The organism is Bacillus stercoris (assembly GCF_029772985.1).
GTDB lineage: Bacteria > Bacillota > Bacilli > Bacillales > Bacillaceae > Bacillus > Bacillus stercoris.
On record NZ_CP121861.1, the window covers coordinates 3484380 to 3505390 of the forward strand.

The 21011-nt window shown below is 46.2% G+C and carries 23 protein-coding genes; 10 read left to right on the forward strand and 13 right to left on the reverse strand.

Annotated elements, in window-relative coordinates; genetic code table 11:
- Positions 1-51 precede the first annotated feature (51 nt).
- Entirely contained in the window at positions 52-1464 is a 1413-nt protein-coding gene (gene treP, locus QA442_RS18230; RefSeq protein ID WP_095432325.1) for a PTS system trehalose-specific EIIBC component, read from the reverse strand.
- Between the two features lie 192 nt (positions 1465-1656).
- Between treP and QA442_RS18235 the strand changes: the two genes are divergently transcribed.
- Genes QA442_RS18235 through QA442_RS18250 form a run of 4 tightly spaced genes read left to right on the forward strand, consistent with a single transcriptional unit; the run spans position 1657 to position 5649 of the window.
- Positions 1657-3198, forward strand: a complete 1542-nt coding sequence (locus QA442_RS18235; RefSeq protein WP_095432326.1) for a spore germination protein — start codon at positions 1657-1659, stop codon at positions 3196-3198.
- Positions 3179-4333 (forward strand): Ger(x)C family spore germination protein, encoded by a 1155-nt coding sequence (locus QA442_RS18240; protein ID WP_095432327.1) that lies wholly within the window; start codon positions 3179-3181, stop codon positions 4331-4333. Before QA442_RS18235 ends, QA442_RS18240 begins: the two co-directional genes overlap by 20 nt.
- Positions 4334-4348: 15 nt before the next feature.
- Positions 4349-4549, forward strand: a complete 201-nt coding sequence (locus QA442_RS18245) for a hypothetical protein (protein ID WP_003233686.1) — start codon at positions 4349-4351, stop codon at positions 4547-4549.
- Between the two features lie 23 nt (positions 4550-4572).
- On the forward strand, positions 4573-5649 hold the full coding sequence (locus QA442_RS18250) for an endospore germination permease (RefSeq protein WP_095432328.1): 1077 nt from the start codon (positions 4573-4575) through the stop codon (positions 5647-5649).
- On the opposite strand, the gene QA442_RS18255 is transcribed toward QA442_RS18250, so the two are convergent.
- The 3 genes from QA442_RS18255 to QA442_RS18265 form a co-directional block, all read right to left on the reverse strand.
- Positions 5646-7061, reverse strand: a complete 1416-nt coding sequence (locus tag QA442_RS18255) for an alanine/glycine:cation symporter family protein (RefSeq protein ID WP_069149168.1) — start codon at positions 7059-7061, stop codon at positions 5646-5648. The two genes, QA442_RS18250 and QA442_RS18255, sit on opposite strands and share 4 nt — an antisense overlap.
- Before the next feature lie 124 nt (positions 7062-7185).
- Positions 7186-7578, reverse strand: a complete 393-nt coding sequence (locus QA442_RS18260; protein WP_069149167.1) for a DnaJ family domain-containing protein — start codon at positions 7576-7578, stop codon at positions 7186-7188.
- 27 nt (positions 7579-7605) lie between these two features.
- Positions 7606-7734, reverse strand: a complete 129-nt coding sequence (locus QA442_RS18265; protein ID WP_080478180.1) for a hypothetical protein — start codon at positions 7732-7734, stop codon at positions 7606-7608.
- Positions 7735-7834: 100 nt separating this feature from the next.
- On the opposite strand from QA442_RS18265, the gene ltaS reads away from it, so the two are divergent.
- Positions 7835-9784 carry a lipoteichoic acid synthase gene (ltaS, locus tag QA442_RS18270; RefSeq protein ID WP_014663191.1) on the forward strand — a complete coding sequence of 650 codons (1950 nt, stop codon included), beginning with the start codon at positions 7835-7837 and terminating at the stop codon, positions 9782-9784.
- A 32-nt stretch (positions 9785-9816) separates the two neighbouring features.
- On the opposite strand, the gene nagE is transcribed toward ltaS, so the two are convergent.
- Complete coding sequence (gene nagE, locus QA442_RS18275) at positions 9817-11175, reverse strand: N-acetylglucosamine-specific PTS transporter subunit IIBC (RefSeq protein WP_071581256.1); 1359 nt, start codon at positions 11173-11175, stop codon at positions 9817-9819.
- Positions 11176-11345: 170 nt separating this feature from the next.
- Here nagE and map point away from each other — a divergent pair, with 170 nt between their 5' ends.
- The 4 genes from map (at position 11346) to QA442_RS18295 (ending at position 13049) form a co-directional block, all read left to right on the forward strand.
- A complete protein-coding gene (gene map / locus QA442_RS18280) occupies positions 11346-12095 on the forward strand; it encodes a type I methionyl aminopeptidase (protein WP_064813858.1) in 750 nt (249 codons plus the stop codon).
- 81 nt (positions 12096-12176) lie between these two features.
- Positions 12177-12491 carry a DUF3243 domain-containing protein gene (locus QA442_RS18285; RefSeq protein ID WP_014663189.1) on the forward strand — a complete coding sequence of 105 codons (315 nt, stop codon included), beginning with the start codon at positions 12177-12179 and terminating at the stop codon, positions 12489-12491.
- 108 nt (positions 12492-12599) lie between these two features.
- Positions 12600-12755 (forward strand): hypothetical protein, encoded by a 156-nt coding sequence (locus tag QA442_RS18290; RefSeq protein WP_014663188.1) that lies wholly within the window; start codon positions 12600-12602, stop codon positions 12753-12755.
- 156 nt (positions 12756-12911) lie between these two features.
- A complete protein-coding gene (locus tag QA442_RS18295) occupies positions 12912-13049 on the forward strand; it encodes a YflJ family protein (protein ID WP_003239885.1) in 138 nt (45 codons plus the stop codon).
- Between the two features lie 40 nt (positions 13050-13089).
- On the opposite strand, the gene QA442_RS18300 is transcribed toward QA442_RS18295, so the two are convergent.
- Positions 13090-13755, reverse strand: coding sequence for an MOSC domain-containing protein (locus QA442_RS18300; protein ID WP_071581255.1), 666 nt, complete (start codon positions 13753-13755; stop codon positions 13090-13092).
- Positions 13756-13821: 66 nt separating this feature from the next.
- Between QA442_RS18300 and QA442_RS18305 the strand changes: the two genes are divergently transcribed.
- On the forward strand, positions 13822-14097 hold the full coding sequence (locus tag QA442_RS18305; protein WP_040083751.1) for an acylphosphatase: 276 nt from the start codon (positions 13822-13824) through the stop codon (positions 14095-14097).
- Here QA442_RS18305 and nosA read toward each other — a convergent pair.
- From nosA to yflR, 7 genes are all read right to left on the reverse strand, one after another.
- Positions 14088-15179, reverse strand: a complete 1092-nt coding sequence (nosA, locus tag QA442_RS18310; RefSeq protein ID WP_071581254.1) for a nitric oxide synthase — start codon at positions 15177-15179, stop codon at positions 14088-14090. The genes QA442_RS18305 and nosA overlap by 10 nt on opposite strands.
- A gap of 117 nt (positions 15180-15296) precedes the next feature.
- A complete protein-coding gene (locus QA442_RS18315) occupies positions 15297-16091 on the reverse strand; it encodes an MBL fold metallo-hydrolase (RefSeq protein WP_095432329.1) in 795 nt (264 codons plus the stop codon).
- 55 nt (positions 16092-16146) lie between these two features.
- Positions 16147-17448, reverse strand: coding sequence for an Mg(2+)/citrate complex secondary transporter CitM (gene citM / locus QA442_RS18320; RefSeq protein ID WP_071581252.1), 1302 nt, complete (start codon positions 17446-17448; stop codon positions 16147-16149).
- Positions 17449-17482: 34 nt separating this feature from the next.
- The gene (locus tag QA442_RS18325) at positions 17483-17614 is read right to left on the reverse strand and encodes a hypothetical protein (RefSeq protein WP_052438176.1); all 132 of its coding nucleotides are present in this window, start codon (positions 17612-17614) and stop codon (positions 17483-17485) included.
- Between the two features lie 26 nt (positions 17615-17640).
- Positions 17641-18600, reverse strand: a complete 960-nt coding sequence (locus QA442_RS18330; RefSeq protein WP_095432330.1) for a tripartite tricarboxylate transporter substrate binding protein — start codon at positions 18598-18600, stop codon at positions 17641-17643.
- Positions 18601-18602: 2 nt separating this feature from the next.
- Positions 18603-19283, reverse strand: coding sequence for a two-component response regulator CitT (gene citT, locus QA442_RS18335; RefSeq protein WP_095432331.1), 681 nt, complete (start codon positions 19281-19283; stop codon positions 18603-18605).
- Entirely contained in the window at positions 19255-20883 is a 1629-nt protein-coding gene (yflR, locus tag QA442_RS18340) for a two-component sensor histidine kinase CitS (RefSeq protein WP_071581249.1), read from the reverse strand. The genes citT and yflR overlap by 29 nt, the downstream gene beginning before the upstream one ends.
- Positions 20884-21011: the final 128 nt, after the last annotated feature.

Genomic DNA, 21011 nt, shown 5'->3' on the forward strand with positions numbered 1-21011 from the left:
TAAATGATAAACGGGAAAAGGGAACGCTAAACACGTCCCGCTCCCCATTGGTTATTTATGTTTAAATCTTGCATACGCATACGTTCCGGCAAACGGTACGATCAATACAATGGCCATCCCGATTGCAAATGCGCCCCAGTACTGGCTCATGATTGAGAAAATCCCCGGCACGCCGCCCACACCGACGGAGCTGGCCAGCACACCTTGAGAAGAAATATACATTCCGGCCAGCCCAGAGCTGACCATTGCGATGATAAATGGGAATCTGTATCGCAAATTCACCCCGAAGATGGCAGGCTCTGTAATGCCAAGATAAGCAGAAATCCCTGACGTGAGGGAGAGGCCTTTTTGTTTCTCATCCTTCACGATAAACATCATGGCCAGCGCGGCCGAACCTTGGGCGATATTAGAAAGCGCCAGCATCGGCCATAAAAAGGTGCCGCCGAGCTTTGATCCGATGAGCTGCAGGTCAACGGCAAGAAACGTGTGATGCATACCGGTAATCACGAGCGCTGAGTAGAAGCCGCCATATAACAAACCGCCAAGTGCGGCAAAAGAACCGAACACCGAGATAAGCCCTGAAGTCAGCACATTCCCGATCGCAAATGTAACCGGACCGATCAAAATAAAAGAGGCAAATCCTGTTACGAGAAGCGTAATCGGCGCGACAACGAGAAGCTGTATGCCCTCAGGTGTGCGTTTTGTTAAAAACATCTCAATTTTCGCCAGCATATAAGAAGCAAGCAAAATGGGGAGCACCTGGCCCTGATAGCCAATTTTCTGCACCTCTAGGCCGAATAAATTCCATACCGGGATCTTTCCGCTTTGTTCTGCGGCGCCATATCCCCACGCATTCAGCAAATCAGGATGCACGAGCATAACCCCGAGCACAATGCCAAGAAGCGGATTGCCGCCGAACCGTTTGACGGCAGACCATCCGATTAACGCAGGCAGGAACGTAAAGGCCGTGCCTGCAATCAGGTTAATCATATTAGCAAGATCTGCCCACTGCGGATAGACCTGCACAATCGATTTTGTGCTGAAGAAAATGCCTTCCGCCGTTAAAATGTTATTGATCCCCATTAAAAGACCCGCCGTGACAATCGCAGGCAATATTGGAATAAAAATATCTGCAAGCGTTTTCACAGCACGCTGCAAAGGATTCATATTTTTTTCTGAGGCCTTCTTCACTTCATCCTTTGTTGACTCGCCAATTCCCGTTTCCTTGACCAGTTCAGCATATACTTTGTTGACAGTTCCCTGGCCGATTACGACCTGAAACTGTCCGTTTGTCGAGAATGATCCCTTTACCACATCAATATGATCAAGCATCTCTTGGTCAACCTTGCTTTCATCTATTAAAGCAAAACGCAAACGTGTAACACAATGAGTTGCCGCTGCAATATTTTCAGCACCGCCGACTGCTTCGACAATCTGACGTGCCGATTTGTTCAGTTCCCCCATGCCAACCCCTCCGTATCCGTTTTTATAACTTGTATATACAACTTATAATCATATTGTAATCCTGTATATACAGGTAGTCAACACTTTTTTATAGCGCTTTCATCCTAGTCTGGAATATATGAAACAGACAAGGTTACCCTAAAAGTCACAAGCACTTATTGAATATGACATTAAAAAGCAGGGTGAGCCTCTATGAATAAACGCGACAAAGCGCTTCAGCTCATCAAAGAGCTTGAAGACAATCAGGACAGACCGATCTCTCCCAATTTGAAGGAAAACCTCGATAATCTGACCTTATTAACAGAAGGCTGCTCAGACATCGTATTTAGACAATTTGACTTTGGAAACGGGCTGTGCGGATTTATTATTTATATCGAAGGAATTGTAAAATCTGAACATATTCAGGATCACGCCCTCCGCCCTTTCTTAATGCATTTGACGGATCAAATAGATGAACATGAAGAGGCGCTGCAAAATACTCTATCCATTTCAAGTGTTGCAATAGAAACGAGTATGAGCAAAGTGGCTGCATCCATCATTGAGGGGAACGCGGTTTTATTTGCCGACGGGCACTCAAAAGGCCTGATCTTAAATATAAAAGGCGGACAAAGAAGAAGCATTGAAGAGCCGATAACAGAATCGACCATCAGAGGGTCAAGAGAGGGCTTCACTGAAAGCCTCAGGGTCAATACCGCTCTTGTGCGCTTTCGCGTCAAAACGTTTCAGCTTAAAATGATCTCGTTTAAAATCGGCACGAAAACCAAAACAGATGTTGTCTTGGCCTATATTGACGGGCTTGCCGATCCAAAGGTCATTGACAAAGTAAAAAAAAGAATCAAAAAGATAAAGATTGATGCTGTCTTAGAAAGCGGATATATTGAAGAGTTTATCGAAGACGACACGTACTCGCCATTCCCCCAGCTGCAATACACAGAAAGGCCGGACACCGTCGCCGCCCAGCTTCTCGAAGGCCGATTTGCCATTTTCACGGATAATACGCCCTTTGTCTTAACAGGCCCGATTACGTTTTGGCAGCTTATGCAGGCCAGTGAAGATTACTATGAGCGTTATTTGATGTCTAACTTAATCCGCTGGCTTCGCTATATGTTTTTATTCGTTGCTTTATATTTGCCGGCTATTTATGTTGCCGTTATTACATACCACCAGGACTTAATGCCGACAAACTTAATGTTCAGTGTGGCCTCCGCGCGTGAACCGATTCCTTTCCCCGCCATCATAGAAGCATTGATTATGGAAATTTCTTTTGAGGCTCTCCGTGAGGCGGGAGTGCGCCTGCCGAAAACCATCGGCCAGACCGTCAGTATTCTCGGGGCCCTAGTCATTGGGACAGCAGCTGTTGAAGCGGGAATTGTGTCTGCCCCCATGGTGATCATCGTATCGTTAACAGGGATCGCGTCATTCACAATTCCGCGGTTTAACTTAGCTATCTCCATCAGGATGCTTCGTTTCCCGCTTATGTTTTTGGCGAGTATTTTCGGGATTTTCGGCATTATGCTTGGCACGATTATCTTAGTGCTCCATTTATGCAAGCTGCAATCTTTCGGCATTCCTTATTTATCCGGGATTTCTCCGTTTAAACGAGATGAAGTAAAAGATATTTTTGTCAGGGCGCCTTGGTGGACGATGACCAGAAGGCCGGGCACGTATTCGCGCGGCAACGGACAGAAGGGAGCGAAAAGAGAGGACCCAAAAGATGAAGAAAACAATATATAAGTGTGTTGTGCCGCTTCTCATTTGTATCCTTCTAGCGGGGTGCTGGGACCGGACAGAAATCAATGACATTGCATTTGTTGTCAGCTCAGCCATTGATAAGAAAAAAGATCAGTATCGAGTGGCCATGCAGATTCCCTTGGTCGGTCAATTAGGCGGACAAACAGGGGGCGGCGGCGGAACTGCCGGTTCAAAAACATGGTATGTTGATTCAGCTTCCGGCACTACGATCAGAGAAGCGAACAACAAGCTGCAAACCTCCTTGTCACGGACAATCAATACGTCCCACAGACGTACAGTCATTATTGGAGAGGATATGGCGAGAGACGGCGTTGCCCCAGTCTTTGATATTTTAACCCGAAATCCGCAGAACAGATTAACGGCGCTCATTTTAGTCAGCCGGGGAGAAGCGCGGGACATTTTAAATACCGATGTCCAGCTTGAACAGTTTCCGGCGGAAATGATTCGTGAGCTGGCCATTATCGCAACGAGCCGCCCCGTTTTCTTAAGCAGATTCATGTCTGATCTAGTAGAAATAGGCAGTGATCCGTATGCACCGGTCATCTCTGCATCTAAAACAAAACCTGGAGGGAAAGGCAAATCTAATTTGAAAATTGACGGGCTTGCGATCTTTAAAAAGGACAGATTGATGGATATTTTCAAAGATGAACACATGACAGCAGCCCTGATGTTGCTGAATCAAGCCCGCCAGCCAGAATTCATAGTAGACCTGCCGAATCAAATGGGACAAGCATCCATTCAGCTTCAAAAGTCCAATGCATCCTTTCATGCCGCTGAAAAAAACGGAAAGCTGTCAATGACAATCGAGATCAGAGCCAAAGGAATTATTATGGAAAACCAATCAACCTATGAGACGAGAGAAAATGACCAGTATTACATCATTCAAAAAGCATTAAACAGAACCATAAAGAAGGACGTGATCAGCACCGTTCATCGTTTGCAAAAGCTAAAGGCGGACCCGGCCGGCTTTCAAGACAGAACCATCAGAAGCACGGCAACCACGAAGAATCTGCTGAAAAAGGAATGGGAAGAGGTATATAAGGATATGGAGGTTCACGTCGTCCCAATTGTGACGATTGAGCAGGGCGGTGTCCTATACAAAACGATCAGCCATTAATGGAGGTGCGTCAGCATGATCAGCTATATCGTACAGACATTGATTGTGTGCATTGCCATATACGCATATGAGTGGAAGAATTTTCGTTCCGCTAACAATCTAACAAAATGGGCCTTCAGCCTGCTGATTGCAGGAAGTGCTTTTCTATGGATTTATATGAGAGTGAATCCCCTGCTTCCGCGGCTGGGGCACCTGTTTAAATATATTCCGTTTTGAACATGACAGAAAGGATGTGCTTTATGGACAAGACCTCTGCATACCAAGGATTATTTTTCGGAGCTCTTTATACGTTAGCGGTCGGATTAAAGCATGCTCCGATTCTCATGATCGAATCAGCAAAACAAAATGCCTGGCACAGCTACATCCTCGGCGTTGTCATCGTGATTCCGGCACTCTGGCTCATGCATAGGCTGATGAAAAAGCATCAGGATAAAAATATCTATGAGCTGCTGAGCGATTCCTCACCAATCGCAGGCCGGATTATCATTTTACTGTTTTCTTTGTATTTCCTGTTAATCAATGCTCATGATATACGTTTTTTCATCAATTTGATTAACATTTTATTTCTCCCGAGAACACCAATGGCTGTTCTTGGCGGTGTTATTATCTTTGTGGCGATCTGTATTGCCAGAGAGGGAAAAGAAACATTGACCAGAATGGCGCAGATATTCCTATTTCCATTCGGCATCCTGGTCTTGTTCCTTCCATTTACGCTGGCCACACAAATTGAGCTTCAAAACTTGACACCTGTTTTTGAAGGTCTAATCCCATACCTTCAATCAGGCTATTACGCGTTTGGGACAATGGGGGAATTGATTATCCTTCCGCTTCTCTTCTCAAACCGGAGCGTCCCGCTAAAATACACCATTTTCGCGATACTGCTGGGCGCTTTATTGCTGGCCGTGATGTTATTTTCTTCAATTTCTGTCTTTGGTCCCAACCTGACATCTACTTTCTTTGATCCTGCTTATATGGTCATCAGGCAGATCCGCATTACGGATTTTCTGGATCGCTCAGACCTGATCATCGCGGCTTTTTGGATTCCGGTCATTATGGTGAAGATAGCAGGTTCCCTATATATCGTGGTATACGGCCTTTCGTTTTTACACTCAAAAATCGACCCGAAAGCCATGTATACACCAACCGGCATGTTCTCAGTCGTATGCGGCTTTTGGTTTTTTTTAAATACAAATCAGCTAATCGACTTTAACAGAATCAAACCAATCATTAATGTAGTGATTTCTCTTTTGCTGCCTTTACTCATTTATTTGATCATAAAAAGCAAAGCATTGTTCGGCGCAAAAGCAAAAAACTAGGAATTTTTAGCTTCTTTTGTTGGATAAACAGGCTTTTGTTTCGTTTTTCTTATATCTTTCAGGTAGTACTGTTCAGATGTAAAGAATTCGGTGTACAGCGCTTTTACCTTTCTGCTCAATAACAAGAGCGCAATCACATTCGGGACAACAATAAAAACCAATGCTAAGTCCAATACGCCCCAAATGGCTTTTGCTCCGCCTGCGGCACCTATGATAATAGCCGCTAAATAAACGAATTTAATCACATGTCCTGCCAGCCGCCCGAACAGAAATTCAGCTTGCTTTACGCCGTAAAAAATGACAACCATAATGGTTGATACGACAAAGAAGACCAGGGAAACCGAAACGAAGTATCCTCCTCCAGAACCGAAATAGTGCTGAAATGCGGCCGTTGTCAGTGCTGCCGGGTCATTTGAGGCGTTCTTCCCTGTCCATACACCGGATGCAAGGACGATAAAAGCGGTAGTCGTACAGATGATCAAGGTGTCAATGACAATGCCGATCACAGACCAAAACCCTTGCCGCACAGGGTGATCAGTCATAGCTGCCGCGTGTGCAATCGGGGCTGTGCCCATTCCGGCTTCATTAGAATACAGCCCGCGGGCAAATCCCCAGCGAACGGTTTCAGCCAGAGCAGCACCAGCGAACCCTCCAACTGCTGAAGAAGAGGTAAACGCGTTTGAAAAGATGAGAGAGAAAAACGCCGGCACTGATGATAGATTCATGAGAACAATCAGGAGACCGGCTCCCGCGTATGCCCCTGCCATAAGAGGCACGACAAACTCTGTTACTTTTCCGATCCGCTTTACCCCGCCTATCACCACTAACCCAATCAAAAATGCAATTCCGATTCCTGCGTATATTTTATTGAAAGAAAACGTCTCGGCAAGCGAGACTGAAACCGAATTTCCCTGAACCATAATGCTCGGGATCAGCTCCACAATCAGCGCAACAGAGAAGAATACGCCGAGCCATTTCATGCGCAGCCCTTTTGTTATGTAATACATCGGTCCCCCGACGAATTCACCCTGCTCATTTTTTTCCCTGTAATGAACAGCAAGAACACTCTCAGAAAACTTAATCGCCATGGCAAATAAGGCAATAAGCCACATCCAAAAAACCGCTCCGGGCCCTCCAAACATAATAGCGGCAGGCACACCGACAATGTTCGCCGCACCGATCGTTGAACTGAGGGCCGAGGTCAATGCCTGGAGCGGTGTGACCGTCCCCTCTCCCTTCGGCTTTTTTCCTACACTGCCGATTGTCTGTTTGAAAATGTATAAAGGATAGCGAAATTGAAAACCTTTCAGCAAAATAGTGAAATACAACCCCGTCCCCGTCAGCAGGATGATTAGCGGCGGGCCCCACAGCCAATCAGATATATGCTCTATCCACTCTAATAGTCGTTCCATCCCATCACCCTTTTTTCGTTTATGGGTCATTTCCCATAGATGGAAAAACATAAACCTTTAGACATAGAACTTGGAATATAAAAAGGATGGCTTCTCTCAATCGCCATCCTGCAGACAAGACAAATCAGCTGGAAGAAGGTCTGTTTCGTCCAAGCCGGTCATATACTTTATTCTTATAAAAAGCGGATGCTGGCTTTGAAAACATGTCTTTTTTGTCAACAAGCTTATCAAGCAGCAATTGCTTTTCAGATTTTGTTCTGATTAATTGCTCTCGTTCTTTTTCGTCATAGCACTTTTCGATTAAATGGTCGATGGTCATAAGCTCTTTTTTGAGCGCGCCCTCGTCCTCAGCCATTCCCGCATTTTTCATAATACGGTAGCCCATGCGCAACGATTCCGGCAAATGCGCCGCGTCATCTTTCGGCAGCGGCTTTCCCATTCCCGGGAGGTTTTGAAAGTCTCCGTCTTTGATGGCGCGCTTAATTTTATCTTCAGACACAATATGGGAAAAATCCATCCTTCCACCTCTTTTCATCTATTCCGTTTATTTTATCATATAATGATCATTATACCATTTTATTCCTTTATTTCTAGAAAGATACCTTGTTTTACATTTGGTCATTTCAAAGCGAAACGTTGATTCGACGGCGTTTTTCGCCACTTTCTCCATCATACGATTTTCACTTTTCTAATCTGCTGATTCGTGTTATATTGGATACGTTCGTTTTTTCTATCGTTTCGCTCGAACTGGATCGGAAAAAAGGAGTGTAACAATGAAAACATTTATAAAAGAAAGAGGACTGGCCTTCTTCTTCATCGCGGTCGTCCTGTTATGGATCAAAACGTATGTCGGTTATGTCCTGAACTTCAACTTAGGAATAGACAACACGATACAAAAAATATTGCTTTTTGTGAATCCTCTTAGCTCAAGCTTGTTCTTTCTTGGCTTTGGACTCTTGTTCAAGAAAAAATTACAGCGGACAGCCATTATAGTGATTCATTTTTTAATGTCTTTTTTACTGTACGCAAACATTGTGTACTACAGATTTTTCAATGATTTTATTACAATTCCGGTCATTATGCAGGCTAAAACAAACGGCGGCCAACTCGGTGACAGCGCATTTTCGCTGATGAGACCGACTGACGCCTTTTACTTTATCGACACGATCATCCTGATCATCTTGGCGATCAAAGTGAACAAGCCTGCCGAAACGTCAAGCAAAAAATCGTTCCGAATTATTTTAGCGTCTTCGATTCTTGTGTTCTTGATCAACCTGGCAGTTGCGGAATCAGACCGTCCTGAATTGCTGACAAGATCATTCGACCGGAACTATCTTGTGAAATACTTGGGAACATACAATTTCACAATTTATGACGCTGTACAGAATATCAAGTCCAACAGCCAGCGCGCGCTTGCCGATTCCAGCGACGTGACGGACGTAGAAAACTATATGAAAGCCAATTACGATGTGCCGAATAACGTGTATTTCGGCAAAGCGGAAGGAAAAAACGTCATTTACGTTTCACTTGAATCTTTGCAGTCATTTATCATCGACTACAAAATTGACGGCAAAGAAGTGACACCGTTCTTAAATAAACTGGCACATGATAACGAAACGTTCTACTTTGATAACTTTTTCCACCAAACGGGACAAGGTAAAACATCTGATGCTGAATTTATGATGGAAAACTCTCTGTACCCGCTGGCTCAAGGTTCAGTTTTCGTAAACAAAGCGCAAAACACGCTGCAATCCGTTCCGGCGATTCTGAAGTCTAAGAATTACACATCTGCCGCGTTCCACGGGAACACGCAGACGTTCTGGAACCGTAACGAAATGTACAAAGCGGAAGGCATTGATAAATTCTTTGATTCTGCCTACTATGACATGAACGAAGAAAACACGAAAAACTACGGCATGAAAGACAAACCGTTCTTCAAAGAATCAATGCCGCTGCTGGAAAGCCTGCCGCAGCCGTTCTATACGAAGTTCATTACCCTGTCCAACCACTTCCCATTCGGAATGGATGAGGGGGATACAGACTTCCCGGCTGGAGACTTTGGTGACTCTGTCGTCGATAACTACTTCCAGTCAGCCCATTACCTTGATCAGTCCATTGAACAATTCTTCAATGATCTGAAAAAAGACGGGTTATATGATAAATCGGTTATTGTGATGTACGGAGACCACTACGGCATCTCTGAAAACCACAATAAAGCGATGGCGAAAGTGCTTGGCAAAGATGAAATCACTGATTACGACAATGCCCAGCTTCAACGGGTGCCGCTCTTTATCCACGCTGCCGGCGTGAAGGGCGAGAAGGTTCATAAATATGCCGGAGACGTCGACGTGGCTCCTACCATTCTGCATCTGCTCGGAGTGGATACGAAAGACTATCTGATGTCCGGGTCTGATATTTTATCGAAAGAACACCGTGAAGTGATTCCGTTCCGAAACGGAGACTTTATTTCACCGAAGTACACGAAAATATCCGGTAAGTATTACGATACGAAAACCGGCAAAGAACTCGATGAATCCGAAGTCGACAAGTCAGAAGACTCACTCGTCAAGAAGGAACTTGAAATGTCCGATAAAATCATAAACGGAGACCTGCTGCGGTTCTACGAGCCGAAAGGTTTTAAGAAGGTAAACCCTTCTGATTATGATTACACAAAACATGACGAAGATTCTTCCGAAACGTCAAAGGATAACGAAGATAAATAAGAAAAAGCGGAGAGGTTGCCCTCTCCGCTTTTTTATTTGACAGCAGCTCTCAATTCCTCAGCTGCAAATTCCACATTCGGCCCAATAATGACTTGAACCGATTGCCCGCCAGATTTGACAACCCCTTTTGCGCCTGCTTTCTTCAAAAGCGCTTCATCCACCAAAGCGGTATCCTTCACAGTCAGTCGCAGCCTTGTGGCGCAATGATCAATGGTTTGAAGATTTTCTTTTCCGCCGAGCCCTTTCAGCATGATGTTTTCATTTACATCCTGAACCGTATTTTCATCCAGCACTTCATCCACATCATCATCTTCCCGTCCCGGCGTTTTTAAATTCAAAGCCTTAATCAGTACATAAAACACGATAAAGTATACTGCCGCATAGCATATACCTACAAAAAGCAGAAGCAGCGGTTTTTCTGCGATTCCGTAGCTGAGCACATAATCGATAGCTCCGGCTGAAAAAGAGAAGCCTGAGCGGATGCCTAGCCAGTTGACGATAAATAAAGATAACCCTGTTAAGATCGCGTGAACAGCGTATAAAAGCGGAGATAAAAACATAAATGCAAACTCAATCGGCTCCGTAATCCCTGTGATAAACGCCGTTAAAGCAAACCCAATCATCATTCCAGCCGTCGCTTTCCGTTTTGACGGCTTCGCAGTCACAACCATAGCCAGACATGCCGCCGGAAGACCGAACATCATGATTGGGAAGAATCCGGTCATATATGTGCCCGCTGTCGGATCTTTCGCGAAAAAGCGCGCCAGATCCCCTGTCACTCCGTTATATTCTCCGAATTGAAACCAGAAAATATTGTTCAGCACATGGTGAAGGCCAAGCGGAATTAACAGCCTGTTGAAAAGGCCAAATATGCCTGCCCCGATGCCACCGAGCCCGAGCATCCACTCTCCAAATGAGTTTATACACGATTGAATCGGCGGCCAGACGACTCCGAATATGCCGGCTAAAATGATCGTAATGATGGCAGTTATAATCGGCACAAGCCGTCTTCCGCTGAAGAATCCAAGATATTCTGGCAGCTTTGTATCCTTGAAGCGGTTATAGGTGTAACCGGCAATTAAACCGGCAATAATTCCCCCAAACACCGCCATGTTATTTGTTTTGTCAATTGTCTTTGTCGCCGCGTCAAGCATCAGATACGATATCGCTCCTGATAAACCCGCGGCCCCATTGCTGTCCTTCGAAATGCCGATGGCAATTCCAATCGCGAAAATAAGCGGCAGATGATCAAAAACCGCCGTCCCCGCTTGATAGACAAACGGGATATTAAATACATCCTCTCTGCCAAGCGCAAGGATGATTCCAACCGCAGGCAGAACCGCAATCGGGAGCATAAATGACTTCCCGAGTTTTTGTAAAAATGCAAGCATACCCATCCCCCTCATACCCTTTTTTTTCAAATATACCATATAAGATATCTAGTGATCTATACCAATTTTCCCAAGGCATTTCTTTTTTCCCAGGTCCGTGTGTTTCCTATTTTTAAGACAGTTGTGGTAAGCTTAATCTAGATTATTTAAAAAGAAAGCGGGAATGACAGATGATTGTAACAAACGATCAAGAATTAGAAGGCCTGAAAAAAATCGGAAGAATCGTCGCGCTTGCGCGTGAAGAAATGAAGCGAAAAGCAGAGCCCGGCATGAGCACAAAAGACCTTGACCTTATCGGAAAAGCTGTGCTTGATGAGCATGGCGCCGTTTCAGCTCCTGAGAAGGAATACGATTTTCCAGGTGTGACATGCATCAGCGTAAATGATGAAGTGGCTCACGGCATACCAAGCACTTCCAAGATTTTAAAAGCAGGGGACCTTGTCAACATCGACATCTCTGCTGAATTTGGCGGGTTCTATTCCGACACAGGCATCTCATTTGTACTCGGTGATGGAGAAGAACGCCTTCATAAGCTTTGCCAATGCGCGGAAGACGCTTTTCAAAAGGGCCTTCAGCAGGCAAAAGCAGGCAAGCGCCAAAACCAGATCGGAAGAGCCGTTTATCATGAAGCACGCTCTCAAGGCTTTACCGTTATCAAAACACTGACCGGCCACGGAATCGGCCGAAGCCTGCATGAAGCGCCGAACCACATCATGAACTATTATGATCCGTTTGATAACGCGCTTTTCAAAAACGGCACAGTGATCGCGCTTGAACCGTTTATTTCTACGAAAGCGGAAACGATTGTTGAAGCTGGAGACGGCTGGACGTTCAAGACGCCGGATAAAAGCATGGTTGCCCAAGTTGAACACACGATCGTTATCACAAAAGACGAACCGATTATCCTGACGAAGCTGTAAAACACATTCCGGACTTCCGGCAGGTTTAGCCTCCTCGAATTGCAGGTAAAACAACATTATTCTGCACGAGGAGGACTTGCAATGAACAGAGATCAAGAAAAAATCCAAATTGAAAACGAAATGAACGCGATGCACGGCACAACAAAAGAAGACATTTTAAAAGACTTTGAGGAATTTAAAGACTACTTGAAAAAACAAGTCAATCGAGGCAAAAAGCTGGGATTGGATGACGGCAAGCTGGTGAAAAGCGCCGCCATCCTGGGAGACTACCTCGCAAAGCATGAAGAGCCGCAAAACGGTGAAGAAATGCTGCTGCAAGAGCTTTGGAGCATTGCGGACGAAAATGAGAAAACACATTTGGCACAGCTTCTGGTCAAATTGGTTGATAAACAATAAAACATGAGCCGGGCGATATATGCGCCCGGCTTTCTTGATATTGTCACAGCCCGGCTCTTCCAGATATGCTACACTACTATTATGTCTGTGAAAGGAGCCTTTATCTGCATGTGGTTTATAATTTTCGGCATCATTTTTTTCATTGAAGGCATCTTAATAACCGTTTACGGTGTAAAGAAAAAAAACGGGATGCTCACATATATCGGCATTGTTTTCGCCATTATGACATTTGGCGTTGTTATGCTCAAATTGACCGGCCATTAAATCATATTCGGCTTTTACTCCGCATATACATACAGAAGAACATTCGCATATCTAGTGCGAAAGGCTCAGTTTTCCCCACATCTCTTTTCAGCATCTTTTTATAGATGTTACAATGCCAATCGTTTCGAAATCAGATAGGGAAAGGAGTTTTCTAACATGCATTACGGCAGTAAAGGCTGGTATGTGGCAGAACTAAAAAAGCAGGGGATCACGCACCATGAGGGAAGAAAGCTTCAAAGCTATAAAACCTATTTTCTTGCCAACCTGCTTGAAACAAAGAAAAAACAATCTTAAAGATAGCAAAGCCGCGCACGTTGATATGCGCGGCTTTTTTCTATTCAACCGACAACAGCCTGGCCTTTTTTTTCATAAAGGACGCTCTCCAGCTTTTCGATAGGGCATCCTCACTTAAAATCCGGTCAATGGCGGTGAGATTTTTTGCATCATGATAGTTGATGCGGTTGGCGAACTGGACGGAGATGCCTTTCTCTCCTCTGGATAGCAATTCAAGCTTGGCGCCTGGTGACACCCTGCCCTCCTCCAGCACGCGAAAATAATACCCTGTATAGCCTGTTTGCTGAACCTTCAGCACCATTTCTTTTACGCCAAACTTTTTCGCCAGCTTTACACACGGCTGGCGCGGCTGGCTGACCTGAACAACAGCTTCATCAAGCTTGAACACATCCCCTATGCAAACTGTCTCCTCAGTCAGGCCCGCGACCGTCAAATTTTCTCCAAATGCGGCGCTTGGCAGCGGTCTTGAGAGGAACTCTTCCCAAAACGGATAATGCTCCGCCGGGTAGACGCAAACAGCCTTATCAGGTCCGCCATGGTTGACGATGTCCGCCTGTCCGTCTCCTTCAAAATTCTCGCGGTGCAGCATAACGGCGGAATCAGCCGGCCGCTTCATGATGCCGGTTTCGATCTTCTTTCCGTCATATTCAAGCGTCTGCGGTTTTCCCAGATTAAGAGAAAGAACTGTATAGCGCTCTGGTTTCATGCGAACACATCCCCTTTACAGGCTGTAAAATAATTGATTATCATAAAAAGAAAAGGTGGTTTTTACATGCTTCAATACCGAATCATTGTAGACGGCCGGGTTCAGGGTGTGGGCTTTCGCTATTTTGTTCAAATGGAAGCTGATAAGCGAAAACTGGCCGGCTGGGTCAAAAACCGTGATGACGGGCGTGTTGAGATGTTGGCAGAGGGGCCGGAAAACGCCCTGCAATCGTTTCTTGAGGCTGTAAAGAAAGGAAGCCCTTTCTCAAAGGTTACCGACATCTCTGTCACTGAATCCCGCAGACTCGAAGGCCATCATCGATTTTCCATTGTTTACTCGTAAGGCTTATCCTGATAAAAGTAATTCGGCTTAACGATTGAGTTGTCATAGGATCGGTGGAAGATATGCGTGGCGGCGGGTGAAATCGGCGGAATCAGCCACGTCCAGTCCCCCGTCAGCTTTCTGCCCGCTTCTTCCTCCTGTTCTTCAAACCGTTTAAACTGGCTTGCGGCTGTATGATGGTCAACGATGCTGACCCCCTGCTTTTTATACGAATGCAGCACAGCCTTATTCAATTCAACAAGCGCTTGATCCTTCCATAAATCCGTATTGTAATCAGCGGCGATGCCGATCACGGAGGCTACTTTTTTGAGCTTGTCGTACCGCTTTTCATCTGCGAGGTTTCTCGCTCCGATCTCCGTGCCCATATACCAGCCGTTAAACGGCGCGGCATTATAATGAATGCCGCCAACCTCAAGCTTCATATCAGAAATGATAGGCACGCCGTACCACTTCAGCTCCAAGTCAGAAAACGCATCGATGTCGGGATGTGTGATTGGAACCTCGATCACAAGTGAGCGCGGCAGCTCATACCAGACCGGCTGCTCGTCGCCTTTCATGCGAAAAATGATCGGCAGCAGGTCAAAATCCGTTCGCTCTCCGCGCCAGCCGAGCTCTTCGCAGGCTGCTGTCAGGGAACGGGAAGCCGGGTCGCCGATTCTTTCTCCGTCTGACTCATATCCGGCATACCGGACCAGCTGATGATTCCAGATCTCGACTTGCTTTTCACCTTTCTCTTCCGGAGGAAAAATCGTAATGGTCGGCCTGATTTTCCCGTTATTGGTGGCGGTTTCAATATGGTGAAAGAGGGCGTCACGCACTTCCTCCTTCGTCCGGACGTCTCGTCTGTCGATGACATTCAGCGAATTCCAGAACAACCTGCCGATGCAGCGGTTGCTGTTTCTCCAAGCCATTTTCGCTCCGTGCTCCAGCTCTTCCTTCGTATGTACATAGCTTCCGGTCCGGTCAATTTCACTTTTAATGTCAGCAAGACGGTCTTTCACTTCCTCCTCCTTTCCCAATTCCTGATAGCATGCGGCAATAAACGCTTTCGCTTCGTTCCAGAGTATTTCTTTTTCTTCCAACAAACTCTCCCCTTCACTTCACTTCATGCTTTTCATTGTATCGTTTTTAAGCGGCAAGACAATGATTTTTCTGCAACTTCTAGGAAAACAATAAAAAACACCCGCGTAGTGCAGGTGTCAAATAGACGATAAACGGTTTGCCAATTCAGTTAAGTCGTGACGAAAGTTTTTGCCGGTCATCGATATGCCGTGCCCGGTCAATAACGCTTCCGGTTCAAGAGCGGCCAGCTTTAGAATGGACTCCGCGGCCGTCTCTGTGTCAGGCGTGAAATAAGCCGGCGGCCCGTGAAGCTCCTGTTTTTGAATCAAGACGTCAGCCATTTTCTCCTGTTCCACCGTAATAACAGCATCACCTGCCACAAGCACGCGACCGTCATCGCGGAATAACGAAATATGGCCCGGCGTGTGTCCCGGTGTCGCGATCCACATCCACTCGTCAAGAAATGGAACTGAGCCGTCTTCCGGCAGTTCATGTACCTGTGAGGAAATATCGATGGAATGCCGCGGAAACAGCGGCGACAGCTTGGCGACCAGCCCGCTCTTGCTGTCAGGACGAGCCGGAGGATAATCCTCTTTACCTGTTACATAGGGCATTTCCCGAGAATGGACATAAACAGGTACATCCCAATGCTCAAGGATCTCTTCGATTGCCCCAATATGGTCAAAGTGCCCGTGTGTAAGGATAACAGCCTTCAGCTGAAAACCTTCACCGAATCTTTGCTTGGCTTCATTGACAATCATGCCGGCTGATTGGGGCATGCCGGCATCAATTAAAACAAATGAGTGAGGTTCAGAAGGCAGCTGAATAAAATAGACATTCGCAATTTGCACAGTCAAGCCGTGCACCCCTTTTGCCGCTTCGAACCCCGTTCCGCTTCTGACCGAAGTCAGCGGCATATAAGGATCACTCATAATGACACCTCCGGAATGTTGTATGCCGTTAGTGTGTGTCATTACGCCTGAATTATCATACGGAAATAGAGATCGCACCGATCAATAGAGCGCAAGCCGTCATGACGATCACTGCGAGAACTGCCCATTTTAATGCGAATTTTTGGTGGTCGTCAATAGAAACCCCGACAAGCCCGACAAGCAAATGAGTGGATGGCACAAGCGGACTCAGCATATGAATCGGCTGGCCGATAATAGAGGCTCTGGCAATTTCAACTTTATCCACGCCGTATGCGACTGCTGTTTCTGATAAAATCGGCAGCACCCCGTAGAAATACGCGTCATTCGGCATCAAGAATGTAAAAATGCCGCTTGTTAAGGCCACAATCGCCGGGATCAATCCACCCATTTGTTCCGGTATCATGGACACGAGCGAGATCGCCATTTCATCAACCATTTTCGTGCCTGTCAAAATCCCTGTGAACACCCCGGCCGCAAAAATCATTGAACCAATAGCCAGCACGTTGCTGGAATGCGTCGCGATGCGCTGTCTCTGATGCTCGAGATTGGGATAATTCACAATCAGTGCAATACAGAACGCAATGACAAACAGAACGGTTAAACTGATTTTACCCGATACTAAACATCCTATTAAAGAAAGCGTCAACAATAAATTGAACCACCAAAGCTTCGGCCGTTTCCACTCATCTTCAACCGCAGCCGCCGGTTCATTGGCATTTGCCGGCTGTTTCAGTTCAATCACACCAAGGCGTTTTCGTTCCGCTTTTCCAAGCACATACGCAACCGCCACCATGCAAAGCATCCCGCTTGCAATGACAGGAATCATCGGCCCTGTAAGCTCAGCCGGATCAACCCCCAGCGCGCTAGCCGCCCGCGGCGTCGCGCCACCCCATGGAATCGTGTTCATGATTCCCATGCCGACGCCCGCGATTCCCGCCAAGATAATTGGCCGAATACCAAGCAGCAAATAGAGCGGAAGCATGGCGCTTGTCGTAATCATATACGTTGTCGAACCGTCTCCGTCCAATGCGACGAGCATCGTCAGAACCGCTGTCCCGACAACAATTTTTAAAGGGTCCCCTTTGACCATGCTTAAAATTTTGCCAACCATCGGATCAAACAGTCCTGCATCAATCATAATTCCAAAATATAAGATCGCAAACATAATCATGACAGCTGTCGGCGCGACTTGCTGAATCCCCGAAATCATCATGTCCCCAACTTCAGTAAATCCAAATCCGGCGATCAGCGCAAACACAATCGGCGTTAAAACCAATGCTGTTAAAACAGAAAGCCGTTTTGTCATGATCAATGCCATAAACACAAGCATCATGAGAAAGCCTAAGATTGCTAACACATCCATTCCCCCTTAAATGAATCCGCTTACATTTTTATCCCTTACTCCCCTTTTGTCTTGCCTTTTTGCCATCGTATGGGAAAACCAACCGCAAGTAAATAATTTGGTTTTTTTGTATTTTTAATTTTTTAAAACCGTTTTGTTCTTTTTGATCATTTTCCGGCATGAAAAAGATCCCGGGATGCCGGGATCTTAATTTCCTGTCATTATGCTTTGATAAATAGCAGATTGCTGTTCAAGAAACCGTTTCGTTTCCCTGCTGTTCAAATAAAAGCTTTCCCAGTCCTGTTCGTTTATTTTCCGCCTCCATTCAGGTGAGGAGGTGACCTTCTTGAGCGCTTGATCCCAGTAAGAAATCTCTTCCTCAGACATATTTTTCGGGCCCAAAATCCCTCTCCAATGAGAAAAAACAAACGGGATTCCCTGCTCCTTCCACGTCGGTACCTTTGGAAAACCGGGAAGTCTTTTATCAGATGTTACAGCGGCTAACGTAATATCGCCGTTTCGTTCATATGGTTTCGCTTCAGAAAGGGTCATGGAAGCTGCTTCTATCTCATGTCTGATCAGCGCCTGAATGAGCTGTTCACTGCTGTCATACTGTAAAAATTGAATGTCAAAAGGGTCAATGCCGTACATATCGGCCGCTCTGGCGAACGAAAGCTGATCATCATTGCCAAACCCCGGGGCAAAGCCGATTTTCACCTTGCCGGGATGCATGTTGATCTCATTTAGCACATCCTTGCCGTTTGTTAACGCTGATCCTTTTGGCAATGCAACTGTCTGCCATTCCTTGGAGAGAATGGCGAGCGGCGTAAAATCGGCCATTTTTAATTTGCTTTGCCCGAGAAGATCATTGCTCAATATGAGGCTGGACGTCATGCTGATGGTTTGTTTGCTGCTATTGTTGACATATTTCCAGCCTTTCTCTCCCCCGCCGCCTGGTTTATAGACGATTTGAACATCCCCCTTCACAATCTGCTTCTTGCTCAAAACCGATTGAATCGCCTGCGCTGTGACATCCCAGCCGCCGGAAGGCTCAGCGGGGACGACAATTTCTATCGGCCCGTCCGGCAGGCGCGGCGCAGCCGCCTGCCTGATATCACCCTGCATAAAGATCAACAGAAAAATCAACAGGATTATAGATTGTTTCATATCTATTTCGCCGCCAAATAATATTTTCTCTCCGGCCTGCCGATAATCCCGTATTCAAGCTCGGCTCTTGCTTCTTCCTTTGACACAAGGTACTCGGCATAACGGCGGGCAGTTGTTCGTGACGCCCCCATTTTTTCCCCAAGTTCCTCCGCTGTCAATCCTTCTGACGCAGCCTGAAGCGCTTCCTTAATTTTTCGCAGTGTAATCGAATTAATGCCAGTCGGCAAATCCTCTGCCGGCAAAGCTGTCTTCACACTGTTCCCAAAAATATGGTCGATCATGGATTGGCTGACCTCCGGCTGAGACATGAGCAGCTTCCTTTTTTCTTTATACTGAAGCAGCACCTGCCTGAACTTGTCAGCCGTTACGGGTTTGATCAAATAGTGGGCAATCCCCGCCCTTAGCGCTTCCTGCAAATGACGGGTTTCTGTTGCCGCTGTGATAATCATAATGTCCACTTCAGGAAATCGGCTTCGTATTTCAGGAATCAATGCGGTCCCAAGCTCGTCCGGCATATAAATATCCAGCAGAAGCAAATCAGCCTTGTGTTCCTTCAAAAGCGCCATTGTCTCTTTGGCGTTGGCCGCTTTGCCGATAATCTTGAATCCATCAAGCTGTTTAATCAATCTCTCATGGATTTGCGCAACTCGAAAATCATCCTCCGCAATCGCGATGTGAATCAAATGGATTCCCCCCTTGTTTCTCCTTCGGTATAAACACAGTGAAAACCGCCCCGCCGTTTTTTTGATTCGCCAGTTCGATCCAGCCGCCCAGTTCACGCACTGAGTCTTTCACATTGGCCAGACCGTAGCCTCTCTTCATCCCCTTTGAAGAATAGCCTCTCTCAAACACAGCTTCCATCTTATCTGGCGGCACACCCGTCCCTGTGTCTGATACTTCGATGACAATGTCACGGCCCATATCCGTGATAAAAAACAAAACCTCCTTCACGCGTTGCTCCGCTACAGCTTCGAAAGCGTTATCAATTAAATTGCCGATAATCGTAATAAGATGGGACAAGCCGATATGTGCAGGAAGAGGCGCGAGTGAGCTGTTTTCATCAATCACCAGCTTGACCTTCTTTTCCGATGCCTTGCTTATTTTCCCTAACAAAATGGCCTGCACCTGCTGCGAATGGATGTTATGGAATAAAAGATCATGCTGCTCATTTTGTATCGCGTATTCCTCTTTAATCAAATCAATGGCTTCATCATATTCCCCAAGCTCAAGCAGCCCTAAAATCGCGTAAAGCTTATTTGAAAACTCATGAGTCTGCGCTCTGAGATCCTCTGAATATTTACGAACCTCTGTCAATGTGTCAATCAGCTTCTTCAGCTCTGTTTTCTCCCTGAAGCTGACAACAATCCCATGCGCCTGCCCGCCTTGGTTCATCACTTTTGTATTGATAATAAACACCTGATCGTTGACGCTTACCTCTTGGTTCGGCGGTATTTCACCTTGTTCAAGCACAGACATCAGCCCGGCTCCCGGCATGACCTCATCTATGGGAAGATGGATCACAGGCTCGGGCAGCCTCAGCATCTCGGCCGCCGACACGTTCATCATGGTGACGACGCCTTCACGATTGGTGGCAATGATCCCTTCTCGAATCGCCAAAAGCATTGCGTTCCTCTCACGATATAGCGCCGCGATCTCATGCGGTTCAAGCCCAAGCGTATCCTTTCTGATGCTTTTGGCCAGCACGGCGGCGCCAGCAAATCCGAGCAGCAGCACAAGCACGGCAATCACGCTCAAATTTCTTAAATGTTTTTTGATGCTTTGCTCTGTCTCCGTTTGCAGAAAATCAACAGACACGCTGCCAATCACTTGGCTGTATCCCTTCTGCTCTTTCATAATCGGCGCGCTCCCTCTGATCACTCTCCGTCCATCCGCTTTTGTTGCAGAAACATGCGAGCCGCCAAACAAAATCTCTCTGCTGCGCTCCAGCTTCTCTAGACCGCTTTTTCCAGAGGCGCTGCGAATGTCTCCTTTTTCGTCCAAGATATAAATGGCATACGCGCCAGTCTGTTCTTTCATTTGTTCAATGACGTCTTGCGTCTCAGCGGCATGTCCGCCTTTTCTCTCAATGAGCTCTTTAGCCGGCGGCATATAGGAAATAGTTCTCGCCGTTTGAACCGCCAGCTGCTCCGCCTGCCTCCGTTCTTCCTGTGTATGCTGAACGGCTAACGTAATGGTCAACACACCAATGACAAAGACCAGCAGAGCCGCAATCAGCCCCATTATTTTTGTTTGCAGGGAAAAATGGAACCGCTTTTTCACCAAGCACCAGCCGTCCTTTCTACCTAGATCATACCATTTTTATAGGGAATTTTCTCATTTTTCAAAATCAATGAGTAAGCCGCCTCTGTCTTTTTTCAGGAAGAAATCATTCCAACACAACATTTCGATAT

Bases quoted from the DNA above. Each gene is read 5' to 3' on its own strand.
- treP (WP_095432325.1), bottom strand. From the start codon at position 1,464: ATGGGGGAACTGAACAAATCGGCACGTCAGATTGTCGAAGCAGTCGGC.
- QA442_RS18235 (WP_095432326.1), top strand. From the start codon at position 1,657: ATGAATAAACGCGACAAAGCGCTTCAGCTCATCAAAGAGCTTGAAGAC.
- QA442_RS18240 (WP_095432327.1), top strand. From the start codon at position 3,179: ATGAAGAAAACAATATATAAGTGTGTTGTGCCGCTTCTCATTTGTATC.
- QA442_RS18245 (WP_003233686.1), top strand. From the start codon at position 4,349: ATGATCAGCTATATCGTACAGACATTGATTGTGTGCATTGCCATATAC.
- QA442_RS18250 (WP_095432328.1), top strand. From the start codon at position 4,573: ATGGACAAGACCTCTGCATACCAAGGATTATTTTTCGGAGCTCTTTAT.
- QA442_RS18255 (WP_069149168.1), bottom strand. From the start codon at position 7,061: ATGGAACGACTATTAGAGTGGATAGAGCATATATCTGATTGGCTGTGG.
- QA442_RS18260 (WP_069149167.1), bottom strand. From the start codon at position 7,578: ATGGATTTTTCCCATATTGTGTCTGAAGATAAAATTAAGCGCGCCATC.
- QA442_RS18265 (WP_080478180.1), bottom strand. From the start codon at position 7,734: ATGATGGAGAAAGTGGCGAAAAACGCCGTCGAATCAACGTTTCGCTTT.
- ltaS (WP_014663191.1), top strand. From the start codon at position 7,835: ATGAAAACATTTATAAAAGAAAGAGGACTGGCCTTCTTCTTCATCGCG.
- nagE (WP_071581256.1), bottom strand. From the start codon at position 11,175: ATGCTTGCATTTTTACAAAAACTCGGGAAGTCATTTATGCTCCCGATT.
- map (WP_064813858.1), top strand. From the start codon at position 11,346: ATGATTGTAACAAACGATCAAGAATTAGAAGGCCTGAAAAAAATCGGA.
- QA442_RS18285 (WP_014663189.1), top strand. From the start codon at position 12,177: ATGAACAGAGATCAAGAAAAAATCCAAATTGAAAACGAAATGAACGCG.
- QA442_RS18290 (WP_014663188.1), top strand. From the start codon at position 12,600: ATGTGGTTTATAATTTTCGGCATCATTTTTTTCATTGAAGGCATCTTA.
- QA442_RS18295 (WP_003239885.1), top strand. From the start codon at position 12,912: ATGCATTACGGCAGTAAAGGCTGGTATGTGGCAGAACTAAAAAAGCAG.
- QA442_RS18300 (WP_071581255.1), bottom strand. From the start codon at position 13,755: ATGAAACCAGAGCGCTATACAGTTCTTTCTCTTAATCTGGGAAAACCG.
- QA442_RS18305 (WP_040083751.1), top strand. From the start codon at position 13,822: ATGCTTCAATACCGAATCATTGTAGACGGCCGGGTTCAGGGTGTGGGC.
- QA442_RS18315 (WP_095432329.1), bottom strand. From the start codon at position 16,091: ATGAGTGATCCTTATATGCCGCTGACTTCGGTCAGAAGCGGAACGGGG.
- QA442_RS18325 (WP_052438176.1), bottom strand. From the start codon at position 17,614: ATGCCGGAAAATGATCAAAAAGAACAAAACGGTTTTAAAAAATTAAAA.
- QA442_RS18330 (WP_095432330.1), bottom strand. From the start codon at position 18,600: ATGAAACAATCTATAATCCTGTTGATTTTTCTGTTGATCTTTATGCAG.